This window comes from Brevibacillus sp. HB1.3 (genome assembly GCF_013186635.1).
Taxonomy (GTDB): Bacteria; Bacillota; Bacilli; order Brevibacillales; family Brevibacillaceae; genus Brevibacillus; species Brevibacillus brevis_D.
On sequence record NZ_JABMIT010000003.1, the window covers coordinates 156,967 to 170,063 of the forward strand.

12 protein-coding genes and 1 pseudogene are annotated in these 13,097 nt (G+C 47.2%); 8 read left to right on the forward strand and 5 right to left on the reverse strand.

Going from position 1 to position 13,097, the window contains the following annotated elements:
• Position 1: 1 nt before the first annotated feature.
• The 3 genes from HPY31_RS08355 (at position 2) to HPY31_RS08365 (ending at position 3,047) form a co-directional block, all read left to right on the forward strand.
• Positions 2-799, forward strand: coding sequence for an alpha/beta hydrolase (locus HPY31_RS08355; protein WP_172140063.1), 798 nt, complete (start codon positions 2-4; stop codon positions 797-799).
• 118 nt (positions 800-917) lie between these two features.
• On the forward strand, positions 918-1,043 hold the full coding sequence (locus HPY31_RS08360) for a GapA-binding peptide SR1P (RefSeq protein WP_007723214.1): 126 nt from the start codon (positions 918-920) through the stop codon (positions 1,041-1,043).
• Between the two features lie 105 nt (positions 1,044-1,148).
• Positions 1,149-3,047 (forward strand): TolB-like translocation protein, encoded by a 1,899-nt coding sequence (locus HPY31_RS08365; protein WP_172140065.1) that lies wholly within the window; start codon positions 1,149-1,151, stop codon positions 3,045-3,047.
• Between the two features lie 68 nt (positions 3,048-3,115).
• Here HPY31_RS08365 and HPY31_RS08370 read toward each other — a convergent pair whose 3' ends face one another.
• Together HPY31_RS08370 and HPY31_RS08375 are read right to left on the reverse strand one after the other, a co-directional pair.
• Complete coding sequence (locus tag HPY31_RS08370) at positions 3,116-5,053, reverse strand: beta/alpha barrel domain-containing protein (RefSeq protein WP_172140067.1); 1,938 nt, start codon at positions 5,051-5,053, stop codon at positions 3,116-3,118.
• A gap of 120 nt (positions 5,054-5,173) precedes the next feature.
• A complete protein-coding gene (locus HPY31_RS08375; protein WP_087348096.1) occupies positions 5,174-6,646 on the reverse strand; it encodes an aminotransferase class I/II-fold pyridoxal phosphate-dependent enzyme in 1,473 nt (490 codons plus the stop codon).
• Positions 6,647-6,809: 163 nt separating this feature from the next.
• Here HPY31_RS08375 and HPY31_RS08380 point away from each other — a divergent pair.
• Positions 6,810-7,772, forward strand: a pseudogene (locus HPY31_RS08380) (NAD(P)H-dependent flavin oxidoreductase); the annotation flags it as partial.
• Positions 7,773-7,856: 84 nt separating this feature from the next.
• Here the strand turns inward: HPY31_RS08380 and HPY31_RS08385 are convergent.
• On the reverse strand, positions 7,857-8,492 hold the full coding sequence (locus HPY31_RS08385; protein WP_172140071.1) for a YktB family protein: 636 nt from the start codon (positions 8,490-8,492) through the stop codon (positions 7,857-7,859).
• A gap of 230 nt (positions 8,493-8,722) precedes the next feature.
• On the opposite strand from HPY31_RS08385, the gene HPY31_RS08390 reads away from it, so the two are divergent.
• From HPY31_RS08390 to HPY31_RS08400, 3 genes are all read left to right on the forward strand, one after another.
• The gene (locus HPY31_RS08390) at positions 8,723-9,322 is read left to right on the forward strand and encodes a hypothetical protein (protein ID WP_016740680.1); all 600 of its coding nucleotides are present in this window, start codon (positions 8,723-8,725) and stop codon (positions 9,320-9,322) included.
• 227 nt (positions 9,323-9,549) lie between these two features.
• A complete protein-coding gene (locus HPY31_RS08395) occupies positions 9,550-10,056 on the forward strand; it encodes a DUF4446 family protein (RefSeq protein WP_172140073.1) in 507 nt (168 codons plus the stop codon).
• A gap of 346 nt (positions 10,057-10,402) precedes the next feature.
• Positions 10,403-10,999: a hypothetical protein gene (locus HPY31_RS08400; RefSeq protein ID WP_007723238.1), complete on the forward strand. Its 597-nt coding sequence runs from the start codon at positions 10,403-10,405 to the stop codon at positions 10,997-10,999.
• A 114-nt stretch (positions 11,000-11,113) separates the two neighbouring features.
• Here the strand turns inward: HPY31_RS08400 and HPY31_RS08405 are convergent, their stop codons facing one another.
• Positions 11,114-11,608 (reverse strand): GNAT family N-acetyltransferase, encoded by a 495-nt coding sequence (locus HPY31_RS08405; RefSeq protein WP_172140075.1) that lies wholly within the window; start codon positions 11,606-11,608, stop codon positions 11,114-11,116.
• A 320-nt stretch (positions 11,609-11,928) separates the two neighbouring features.
• Here HPY31_RS08405 and speD point away from each other — a divergent pair, with 320 nt between their 5' ends.
• A complete protein-coding gene (gene speD, locus HPY31_RS08410) occupies positions 11,929-12,330 on the forward strand; it encodes an adenosylmethionine decarboxylase (RefSeq protein WP_007723244.1) in 402 nt (133 codons plus the stop codon).
• Positions 12,331-12,409: 79 nt separating this feature from the next.
• On the opposite strand, the gene HPY31_RS08415 is transcribed toward speD, so the two are convergent.
• Positions 12,410-13,021, reverse strand: coding sequence for a YhcN/YlaJ family sporulation lipoprotein (locus HPY31_RS08415; RefSeq protein ID WP_172140077.1), 612 nt, complete (start codon positions 13,019-13,021; stop codon positions 12,410-12,412).
• Positions 13,022-13,097 lie beyond the last annotated feature (76 nt).

Consider the following 13,097-nt stretch of genomic DNA (forward strand, 5'->3'; position numbering starts at 1 on the left):
AATGGGTGTACATAAATGGTCGGCCAATGATTCTCGGGGAGCGATTGTTCTCGTCCATGGAACGGGAGAGCATCATGGGCGTTATGAGCATGTAGCGGCTTACTTCAATCAGGCAGGCTGGGACGTATATGCGGAAGATTTGCCGGGATGGGGGCGCTCTCCTGGGAGACGGGGGCATATTCAATCATTCGAAGACTATTTGTCCCGTGTACGTGAGTGGACGAGTACCGCTCTTGCCGATGCATCAGGGGAAAAGCCAGTATTTTTAATGGGGCATAGTCTAGGTGGTCTCATCGCGACTCGCTTTATTCAGACGGATGAGCGGAGCAAAGAGTTGGCAGGATTAATTCTCACATCTCCATGCATGAAGCTCAAATTGGCTGTACCGGCGTGGAAGGAGCAATTGGCACAATTTCTCGATCGGGTCTGGCCAACCCTTGTCATGCCGAATGGAATCACTCCCGATATGGTATCGCGTGACGAAGCTGTTCAGGCTGCTTATCGGAACGATCCGCTCAATTATTCCAAGGTAAGTGTCAGATGGTTCACGGAATTAAACCGATCTATGGAAAAGGCGTGGGAGGAAAGGCATCGAATCAAGCATCCTGTCCTAGTTTTGCAGGCTGGTGCTGATACATTGGTTGATGCGGATGCTGTGGAGCAGTTTACAGCCGGCCTTTCAGACAGACAAACATTTGAGCGATTCGCAGGTTTGCGACACGAAATTTTGAATGAGCCTGAAAAGGAAGAAGTCTTGCAAAAAATCGTCACCTGGTTGAATGACAACATTCCGCTTTAATGTGACATACTGATTATCAACAAATGCATCTTGACTCCGATTGGTGTAGCATATTAAGATTAATGTAACATAACATTTAAAGGGATATGTGAATCAATTGAATGCGGAGGGGACATAGATGGGAACTATCGTATGTCAGACTTGCGGAACCATCATCGAGCATTTTGAATGTAACTCAGTGAAAACGCTTTATGCGGTGTGCAACTGTGACTGCCGACCTGGTGAAAGACAGGAAAAAGAATAAAAATAGTCAACAGGCCTACGGTGAGGCCTGTTTTTTTTGACAACCTTTTCCGTATGGAGGATAATGGAGAAGAGTGAAAATCGTTGTAAAAGGAGGAATTGTTTCATGAAGCGAAAACCGATGCAGGGAATGCTGGCCGCTGCACTTTTGGTCACATCTCTGTGGAGCGGGACACCGGCGCTTGCCTACAGTATTGGTGATGAAGAAAAAATCGATGCGAGCAAGCCAGAAGTTTCCGGAGCCGGTTATGACATTTCCAAAAAATATGCCGTGTGGATGGTTGAAGGGGAAGAAACCGTAACCCTTTACAATCTCGATAAAGGTACACAAACGCAAATTGGCGACAAGGAATCTGAAAAGACGAATCCCAAAGTCGATGGTGAGTATGTCGTGTGGATCGACTCCCGTGATGGAGGTTCGGACGTCTACTTGTATGACATCGCAAAGCAAAAAGAAACCCGTTTGTCAGATGGGTCAGCAACTGTCGATGGTGTGGAGATCGGGGATAAAAACGTCGTCTGGACAGATAACGGGGATGTTTATCTGTACAAAATTTCTACAGGTGATACAGAGGTCGTATCTGCGAGTGGAAAAGCAAGCAACCCAGTGGTAAGTGATGCGTATGTCGCATGGGAAGATGAGCGCGATGGCAACAGCGATATTTACTATTACGATATCAAAGCCAAACAAGAGAAAGAGGCTGTCGTCCAAAAAGGCGATCAAGGGCGTCCTACTCTTTCCACAAATAAAATTTTGTATGAGAATCGCTCCTATAATCAAATCTACGTGCATACCATTAGCAATGGCAGAAACAAAGAATTGACGAACGGTTCAAGTGACAAAGAATTTGTACATACGTACAAAGACGATTATGTGTATGCGGAAGGTAATGATCTGATCTATCGTACCGTCGATAAATCGTCCAAAAAGAAGATTGACTCTAACCTTTCTGGAAATGTAGGACCGAAAATTTATGGTGACTACGTTTTGTATGCCAAAAAGGACAGTAATAAAAAGCTCCAGCTTCATCTGTATGATCTGGACGATAAAGAGCAAGTTCCGCTGGGGAATGTAGGTGGCGATCCTATTGATCCAGCTGGCCATGATCGTTATGTCGCTTATGTATCAAAGTCTAAGAATAACAATGCGATCGTTCTTTACGATATGGAAAAAGGAACGAGCAAAGCCATCAGTGGTTCAGATCAAGATGCTGCTCGCCCTGTTGTAAGCTCTCGTTATGTCGTCTGGTATGATCAGCGGGAAGACGCACTCTTCTCCTACGATATTCGTAAAGGTGTCCAAACGCAGATTACAAACGAAGATGATGATCAAAAGCCGAGTGAGAAGTTTTACGAAATCGACGGAGAACGTCTATTGTGGGTTAATGTCGATCGCAGAGCAGAAGTGATCATTACAAATCTGTCCACTGGAAAGCATACTGAGGTAACAAAGCTGAAAAGTGAACCGTTAAGCGTTGATATTTCTCAGGACTATGCAACCTGGGTAGTCGAAGAAGGCAAAAAGAATGCATCGATCATTCTCTACGATATCGAGGCAGATAGAGAAAGAGAAATTCGTAAAAACGTAAAAATAGACAAAGCAGCGATTGGCGATGATTTCGTGGTTTGGAGCGAAGATACTGGCAATTCCAAAGCAGGTTGGGATTTGTACTATTACAACATCGACCGTCAAAAAGTCAATCCGCTGCTACGCTATTCGGATGGCGACCAGAAAAATCCACAGGCTTCACGAAATATGATTTTGTTTGAAGACAATCGTCTGTCCGGAAAAGGCAAGCAGTTCTACTTTGAGCTATATGATTTCGAAGCGGGGTCATTTAGCGATATCGAGTGGGATGATGATGCGGAATTGAAAAGCCCGCGCATGGGTGGGAATCGCATTGTCTGGGTAGATGATCGCGACAAAACTCGTTACGTTTACACGTTGGCGTTCGCTTCGGGTGCTGACGACGAAGACGATGATGATGAAAAAGACGAGGACTGATTCTGAATAAATCGAGTCAGGATCTCTCAGAGAAGACAGACGAAAGGATTTCTTTCGTCTGTTTTCTTTTACGTCCGGCATAAATACGGCTTCAAAAGGACGAGTGCTATGAGAAATAAAAGGACAGCCACATAAGCAGGCAAGAGATGAATAAAATCAACATAGCCAACGGTAAAATGTATGCCGATGCCAGAAACAAAGCCTGGAATGCCTGCTAAAAACAATGTCCACCAAATCCACGCTTCTCCTCGCCTGATCCCCCAAAGACTGATCAGCAAGACGGCTAGGCCATTCGAAACTAATGCCCCGCCAAAGCCAGCACGGTCATGAGCAATGACCGGAATTAATCGCTCGTTGTAAGACTGCAAGGTATCAGCTGACACACAGAGAAAGACGAGGTCGGAAGGAACGAAGACACCTGTGACGCCGATGATCGAAATAATGATACCAGCCCCTGTCAAACCAAATCCGATGATGACAAAGAGCAGCTGTCCCCATAGTGCCATTCGCCAATCTCGATCATTGTGAAGCTGAGGAGGTAGGCGAGTCAAGTGAACCTTCGCTGGTGTCCGTAATGCGAGCAAAAACATGGGGAACAATACGAGCGCTAAAATCGCGTGCAAGTAATCGAAGTACCCATATCCAATAAATAAAAAGATGCTGGAAAATCCAACGGCTCCGGAAACGAGCAAGATGGTCCGCGTCCAGTGAAGCTCTTTACGTAGGCCATGGTAAGCCAGTTGGCTATACAAAATTCCTATGGATATCATCGTTCCTGCCAGACTTACCCGATCGTGCGACATAAAAGGGAGGATTTGCGCATGTAAGAGCGCAAGCTGGTCGGCTGACATCCCGAGAAAGCGTTCGTCGTAGGGGAGGACGACGGTTGTTGCGGCGACCAGCCAGGCAAGTGCCCCGCCGATCATCATGCCCACGCCCAACAAGATGCCCCATACCCAAGAAGGAAATAAAAAAGCAGGTCGTTTTTCTTGAGGAGGGTCAGTGGCTGGTTGTGTTTGCAAGATGGCTTCGTTCATTCGTTTTGGCAAGCCAGGTCCAGAATAGACCAAGCCACTGTGCAACTGCACAAAGTCGGCACCCGCTGCCAGAAAGGTCAGAGCATCTTGTGGCTCCAGAATCCCTCCTGATCCAATGATAAGAGCATCTGACCACTGTTCCCGTGTCCAGGAGACAAAATTGACCGCTTGTTTGTGTGAACTCCTCCCTGTGGTGTAAACAGAGGTGTTCGCGCGTGATGAATCTTCCTGAATGATGCCTCCAGCGACAACTAGACCGTTGAGTCCTGCTTCTTTTGCCGAGGTGAGAATCGGGAGTGCTTCCGTTTCTGAAAGGCTCGGAGGAATAGCCAGCAAGAGAGGTAGATCTGTTTGGCTGCGCAAACAGGCAAAATGTTCCTTGCACGCTGTATGGCTCCATTCTGGCTGTCCCAAATTCGCGCGCGTATCAATTGTGAAAAACGAACAGATGTGCTCCAATTTGCCGATCAGCTCCTGAAGCTCTTCTGTGGCTTCTCTCAGGCTGGTTTCTGGTTGGCAGGCCAATCTGACTCCGATCGGAATTTTGATGCCAGAAGACCCCGTCAGGCGCCTCAGAAGGTTATCTATACCATTATTTACCAAATACCCGGAATAGTGGATATTCATGGCGGTAATGTCACGTTGAACCGTGCCGTGAGAATCGATCGGTTCTTTGGACACAGGTCCTAGCTCTAGAAACCCGAAGCCGAATTTGGACAACGCCTGAATGGCGATGCATTCCGTATCCAATCCTGCACCCAACCCGACTGGGGTAGGGAACGTGACCGCGCCCATTGTTTTGGAGAGCTGCGAGGGCGGCTCCATATGTCCCATCCATTCGATGATGGACGGACCACCCGGAATTTTGGCCAAAGTACCGATTGATTTCAAGGTAATCGATCTGGCCCTTTCGGGTGGCATGAGAAAGAGAAGTGGCCGAAATATCGTTTGATACGACCAGTCTGGCATGTCAGCATCGCACACCTTTCCTGATTTTTCCCAATTTCATCTTATCTCAAAATGCTTGCATAAAAAATAAAAAAAGCTGCTCTCTCGTGAAAGAGGCAGCCGTTTTTCGGTTCGCATCGTTTAGCCAGAAATGGCGGTTTGTCTTTTTACGACTTTGATCGTTTTCAGTGTCTCATCTTCAGGACCCTGTACGGGTAATCCGACTCGAATGTTCTCCTGGATGTATGCGATATTTTCCTCGGTAATTACCTCCCCAGGTAGGAAGATCGGGATGCCTGGAGGATACACCATGATGAACTCAGTGATGACTCGACCTGCTGCTTCCACTAATGGAATCGTCTCTGTTTCTGCATAGAAAGCATCTCGAGGGGTGGTGGACAGCACAGGGATATTCGGCAGGGAGATGGTCGGCTTGTCTTCTGCTTGTACGTGCGAAAATTCAACGGACAGATCACGCAAGCCGTTTACCAGCGCACGGATGGATTCTTCCGTATCTCCGGCCGTAACGAAGCAGAGGATGTTATACAGATCGCTCATCTCTACCTCAATGTTATACTTGTCACGCAGCCAGTTCTCGACTTCCCATCCAGTGATTCCGAGATCGCGTACATGGATGAGGAGCTTGGTTGGGTCCATCGCAAAAGTCGCAGGCTTTCCAAGAATCTCCTTGCCAACGCAGTAAATACGCGGGATTTCGTTAATCATATCGCGTGCTTTTGTTGCCAGCTCCATCGCTTGATCCGCGAGCATTTTCCCGTTGAGGGCCAAGTGCTGACGCGCCATGTCCAACGACGCGAGGAAGATGTATGAAGTCGAGGTCGTCGTGAGCATACTCATGACCGTTTTCACCCGATCCACATCGACGAGCCCTTCCCTTACATTCAAGATCGACGTTTGGGTTAAAGAGCCACCCAACTTGTGTACGCTAGTCGCAGCCATGTCGGCACCTGCTTGCATGGCTGAAATCGGGAGTTCCTCGTGAAAATGAATATGCACACCATGCGCTTCGTCGACCAATACTGGAATTTCATAGTTATGGGCTGCTCGTACGATCTCACGCAGGTCACCTGCAATACCGAAGTACGTTGGGTTAATCACCAACAGTGCAGCAGCATCAGGGTGGGCTTCCAGTGCTTTTTGTACAGCCTTCACTGTGATCCCGTGAGAAATACCCAGACGCTCGTCCATGGCAGGGTGAATAAAGATGGGGATTGCTCCAGCAAAAATAATCGCCGACATAATCGATTTGTGCACGTTACGCGGTACGATAATTTTGTCGCCAGGACTGCAGGTCGCCATAATCATCGCCATGATGGCACCGCTTGTACCTTGTACGGAAAAGAATGTATGGTCAGCGCCGAATGCCTCGGCTGCCAAATCTTGTGCTTCTTTAATCATTGCCTTCGGGTGATGCAAATCATCCAATGGCGCAATGTTGATGAGGTCTATCGAAAGAGCGTTGTCCCCGATGAACTCGCGAAATGCCGGATGCATACCCATACCCTTCTTATGGCCCGGAATGTGAAATTGAATCGGGTTCCGGTTGGCGTGCTCCAACAACCCGCTGAACAAAGGAGTTTTCATTTGTCTCACTACGATCGCCTCACTTTACTAATCAAGAATAATAAGGGGAAAAACAAACAAATTGAGTATAGCAAAATAGGGGGGGAAAGCAAGCGAATTTTTATTCAGGTTTACGTGTGGTGGCAGGAGTTTAGCCTGTAAGCCGAGAAGGTCATTTACACGAGGTGATAAAAGGATGAAAACGAGAGTAACGGAGCTACTTCAAATAGCATACCCAGTCGTTCAAGGCGGCTTGGCTTATTTAGCTTACGCTGACTTGGCTGCGGCTGTGTCAAACGCGGGGGGACTCGGTCAAATTACGGCGATGTCCTTGCCATCGGCTAAAGCGCTGCGAGAGGAGATTCGCAAGGTTCGTGCATTGACCGATAAACCATTTGGTGTGAATTACGCAATTGGTCAACACGGTCGGCCGTATGAAGAAATGCTGGATGTGGCGATTGAAGAAGGAGTGACAGCTGTTTCGGTAACAGGAGGAAATCCAGAGCCGCTGCTGCGCAGACTCGATGGTCATCCCATCAAAAAGCTTGTCTTGGTTGCGTCTGCCCGCCAAGCACAAAAAGCTGAATCAATCGGCGCAGATGCTGTGATGGCTGTCGGTCAAGAAGGTGGGGGTCACCTGGGACGAGATGATATCGGGACGTTTGTCCTGATTCCGCGTGTGGTGGATTCCGTGAATATCCCGGTATTGGCTAGCGGCGGCATCGGCGATGGTCGAGGAATTTTGGCAGCGCTTGCACTTGGTGCAGAAGGTGTGGAGATGGGAACGCGATTTATTGCGACGAAAGAATGTGTCCATGCCCATTCTGCCTACAAAGAGGCGTTAGTTACTGGAACCGAGCACGATACCGCAGTTATCAAGCGCACGCTGGGGACACCTGCGAGGGTCGTTCGTACACCAGGCTCTGATCATATTCTTCAATTGGAAAAAGAAGGGGCGGGCTACGAGCAGTTAAAGAGCTTCATCAGTGGAGAGAGCAATTGCACATTTATTTACGAGGGCGACAGCCAGCGAGGCTTTGGGTGGGCTGGTCAGGTTATTGGATTGATTGATGATGTACCAAGTGTCCAACAATTGTTTGACCGCTTGTTTGGCGATGTGAACAAGTCTTTGGATCGACTGCGGTCTTTTTCCTAAAACAAAAGAACAGGCCTGCGTTTTTCAAATGAAAGCGGACCTGTTCTTTTGCATATAACTTAACTAAAGAAAGCGGGAGGCAGTCTATCCACGAGAATTTCCTAATGTATAGAGCTTACTCAACACGCTAAATGTTTCTTCGAGACGACTCACCAATGCTTCTCCGTCTGCCAGAATTGGATCATGACGATCAATGGTAATTCCGCAGAGCAACTCCGCTTTTTTTACCTGTGCCAGCCTGTCCACCAGCTTTTTTACGCCAGCCTTGCCTAATTCTTTGTGAGACGTGCTTGCTGGTTGCATATGATCTGGAGACCAGTGAAAGTGCTCCGGAACCATCGCAATGACCTCATCCAGATGCTTGTTAAATGCATGGCTGATGATCTCTTTGGAAGGAGACTCGTAGATTACCGCGTACCAAACGAACAAATGTGTTCCCCACAAGCCGATTTGAAAGTGCGGATGTTTTTTGTAACCGCGTTTATCATTAGCCCAGGCAACCCACGTATCAGCTGGTGGGTTCACCGTACGGCGTGCATGTTTTGCTATGTGCGTAAACATTTCATCCCCGGTTGCTACGGAGAGAAAAGGCGCAAAGTGTTGGCTGAGTACTTCGAATTTGGGACGGATATTGGTTTTGATCGCGTCCATCCGAGCATCCAGTCCATCAATGGCAAAAACATCAAAATCTTCTTGACGAAAACCTGGAAACGTTGGCATGTAACAAACACCTCTTTTAAGCATCATCAAACCCCACTGGAAAGAAAAGGGCGATCGTCCCCGTCAAGGGAGCTTGGAATCCTCCATATGATATCATACCATCCAGGAAAAAAATACATGCCGAGTTTATGAATAGCAAAACCAAAGCCTGAATAATATGATATACCACTCACTCCCTTACGGCGAAAACGATATCTGAGTATTCTGTCAACGGGAGGGGCCTGTAGAAAATGAATCTCGGCATGGAGTTGGAGTATTTTCATTTGGCAGTTTGGTTTGACCGCAAAACATTGCACGCGATGGTGCAGGCCCTGGTGGAAGCAGGGGTGAGCGTCACGTGGAAAGAATCTCCCGAGCAGTTTCACCTCCTCGTGAACACCACAGATGGCCGATCCGACTGGAAAATGCAGCGATTAAACGGGTCCTATAAGCTGCACATTGCAGGCATTCCTGTCAATGATTCTCGGGTGGCACTCGTACTGTACCACTTCGTAGAGCGGGCAAAAGGGCATGCCATGATCAAGGTCACTTTTGAAGAGTGCGTCTTGCTGAAGCAAATCCAGTACGGGGAAGTTATCAGAATAGTGGAATTAAAAGGAGCTGAGAAAAAAGTGATCTATGAAAAATTTTGCAATGTAACGATGGATCAGGTTATTGCCGCGATGAAACGACGTGACTCAGAAGAACGCATCCCGGTACTGCGTCTGGAGCTGGATTATGAACTGGCGACGTTGTATGACGCGATGCAAGCCAAAGACCAAAGTCAGATGAAACACTCCACCGAGCGATTAAAACAGCTCCGTCGGGAAATGTTGCTTTTGGAAGTGTAGGCAGACTGGAGGATAGCCAAAGGACGATGAGTTTGACACAAACCAATACGGAATGAAAAAGCGACATCTCAAACAAATGAGGGTGTCGCTTTTTTTGGTGGAAAAGTCGCTCAGTTAGTAATTGTTGTTTTTATAAAAGACTTGTTTGAATGGGAGGCCCGACGGTTGTACAATAAAGAAGGTTTTTAACAGCATATTTACGTACACGCCGGAAAGGAAGAAAAGTTTTGGAAGCATTCCTATCACAAATCCCCAATGTAGCGATCCTGCTTTTAGCCGTCATCGCATTGACACTGATCCTGTTATGGATCGTGATTATGCAGTCTGTTCGGACCAGTCGATTGAGGAAATCGATCAACCGGATTATGACAGGGACGGGAGGAGCCAATCTCGAGGAAGGCTTGCACAATCTGCTGGATCAGGTAGAGGAAATGAAAAAGCAGCATAGCGATCAGCAGTTTGCCATCAATCGTCTGTCACAACGAATGGCAGCGCAATGCGGCAAAGTAGCGATTATCCGTTACAATGCCTTCGGGGATGTCGGCAGTGATCTTAGCTTTTCGCTGGCGGTAACAGACGACGCTGGGAACGGTGTCGTGATCACCAGCATTTTTGGACGAGAAGAATCTCGCGTGTACGCCAAGCCGCTTGAGCAGGGAACATCGAGCTACCATTTGTCTGAAGAAGAACAGGCTGCGATCAAAAAAGCGATGACCTCAACCGTAGGGATATAAGTCGCTTTAAATTTCAATGAAACAGCAAGCATTTGAGTGAATCAGGGAGTTCTTTTCATTTCCCTGCTTCTGATTGCGGATATTCCGGTTTTTTGCTAAAATTCATCGTCATTTTGCTCAAGACTTTTGAGGGCACCTGAGGTATAATAAAGATGTCAAAAATGGCTTTTTTGCGAAAAACAAAAAGTAGGTGATCCGCCTTCATTACCCAATTCGATTTTCGATGCGGAGGGCAAGGCCAGGTTCTACAGCGTTCTTTTGTTGATACTTAGCGTATCTCCTCTGTTTTGGATAACTGTTCGGTCATACTCGACCCATGCAAACCAAAAGAATTGAGGAGATATTTATGGCACAGCGTTTAGCAACTAATTACGCCAAGGCCTATTTTACGGTGAATGAAGAAGAGCTGAACCAGTTCGTTTCGCTTTTCACCAATGAACACATTTCAGTCCAAGTCAAAGTGTGTGACAATGGCGATCGTGACGTAATCTTGAATGACAAGAACGGCGAAATTCAATTGAGTTTCTGTCGGGTTGGCAGCCGCTACTCATGCGACAGCTCGTATCTGATCCGAGATCGGCAGCTGGCAAATGCTATGAGAAAAGCAATGAAAGCGTTCCGAGGCTATGGAATTGTCCACCGGATTTACGACGGCTTCACAATGGTGTATCACTACGATCAAGGATCGGTTGTGAGCATTCAGGAGCTAACCGGAGACGAAGAAGTGTCCATCTTTGAAAATAACTCTCTGCACATGGCCAATGAGCTGGAGGCTTTGTTCCAGCAGGATGGTAGCGAGCAGGAGATTGAGTCCTTACGTCAAGAAACGGACCGATGGCTGGATTTGCGTAATTGGGCAAAGAGAACTGCCCCAGAAAAACTTCCAGCAATTGATGTTCGACTGGTAACGTTATCACGACGTCTATTTGAATTAGAAGTTTAGTGAAAGAAGGGTGCCCGGGGCGCCCTTTTTTATTTATGTGATCAGGTAGCGAGTAAGAAAAAGCGGGTTTCCTCCTAACAAGAGGGGCCCGCTTTTACTATTTGTTCTTCACATTTAGCGCAATGGTAATGGCTTGCTCATATTGTACCAAATTTCTCCGGCGTGATCTGAGCTGGAAACACCGTTGTTGAGGTATCCATGTCTTTCGTAGTAGCCAATCAAATTAGCTTTACACGTAAGAGTGATCGTCTCGCGACCGGACACTTTTGCGGATGCTTCCAGATGTGCTAGGAGCATGGAGGCAATGCCGCGATTTTGAAAAGTGGGAGAAACCGCTAAGCCTAAAATCGTTTGATGTCCGCCAGATGCCGGATTTTCTTTAATCGTTTGAAAAAGATCATCGGTAATGAAGGGGGATTCGATGACAGGTCCATTAATCAAACCCGCAATGATCCCATCCACTTCTGCTACAAAAAAACTGTCAGGAATCAATCGAATACGTTTCTCAAATGCTTCCTTTGTTGCAGCCTCTTCTGGTGAGAAGCAAAGGTGTTCGATAGCGAGTAGTGCTGGCAAATCTTCTGGTTTGGCATTACGGATAGTAATCATGGGTTGTGATCCTCTCCATTCAGGTTCCTTTCTAAAAGTTTAGCATATATCATAATAGGTGAAAGCCACTTGTTGCAGGCGTCGGCTCTTCATTCTGTAGAGACAGCCGTCATGCCTATTTGTAATGTTCTTATAGATTATTGAAAAAGGGTATTGTCAAACTAGGCCGATGCATGGTATTGTTGTTTTCGTTGGAAACAGGATTAGGAACCAGGATTCACTTTAAAGGGTGGATAACAACGGAAACCGCCCCCGTTAGTGAATGACGCAGGTCCTAGCGATGTTTAACATTACACTCGTTAGGAAGGGGGAACCGAAAGATGGAATATTCGACTTTCGGAAGACACGTTGCTGTTGACACATGGGGAGTTCAGTTTGATTTGTTGAACGACGCAGAATTTTTGAAAAAGGAAATGATTGAGGCTGCTGAGGCATGCGGTGCTACGGTACTGAGTGTGCAAGCGAAGCAGTTTTCTCCTCAGGGTGCTACCGTACTGGTTCTTCTCTCGGAAAGCCACCTGTCCATTCATACGTATCCTGAGCGTGGCTTTGCTGCTCTGGATTGCTACACGTGTGGGGAAACCGTTGATCCGCAAATCGCCATCGACTACTTGGTATCCGTGCTGAAGCCGGAAAAAACTTACGCGAAGAAATTAGTTCGTGGTTTGGGTGAACTGCAAGTTGTTGAGCCAGAAATGAAACTGGTTGAAGCGGCAAAGTAAGTAACAAATGGAAAAGTTTTCAAGAGGTGCGGACTGATTCCGCACCTCTTTTATATGGATCTTCGATTCAGATTTGTCATCATGGAGTGACAGTAGGAATTCTGAGACCCATATCGTGGAGCAAAGAACGAAATTCCGTGGATGTATTGGTGATTTGACTGTTCATGTCGGGTCTCACATCAACTTGATTGGTCCGATGCGTCGCTTCTTCATAAATATCTGCATGGATGGCACGAATTCGATCAAATGTGGCTGCGTCGGAGGCTACTTGGATGGAGAAGTTGGGAACACGCGAACGAACGGCTGAGTGGACTTGCTGTTCGATTATGCGCGTTTGCTCAGGGCCAAAATTTTTTCGAACACGAATTCCTATGACAGCATCTGTTCCACTCACGAGAACAGTAGCTCGCTCCACGCCAGGTACTTCATCTGCGACCAAGGTGAGCTGTTCAGCCAAATCCTGATTGAAACCATTGACCGTATAGCCTTTGTGATAATTGCGGGCATTGATTCCGCCAGTGTAGGCATGATAATCATGAGCGAGGCTTGTCCTGGCACCCGGGGCTTGCTGATAGGTGGTACTTTGTGTGTGCGCTTGATTTTTTGGATGGCTGCTCGAGCTTGCGCATCCGGTCAACATGGTTGCGATCGTTAGCAAGCCAACCAAATATTTCGGGCAGTACCGATTCATACGTATGCCACCTCCATTTTCCTTAGTATGACGAAAATAAAGTTCCCTACTCTGGAAGTGGCTCCCGTAAAAAACT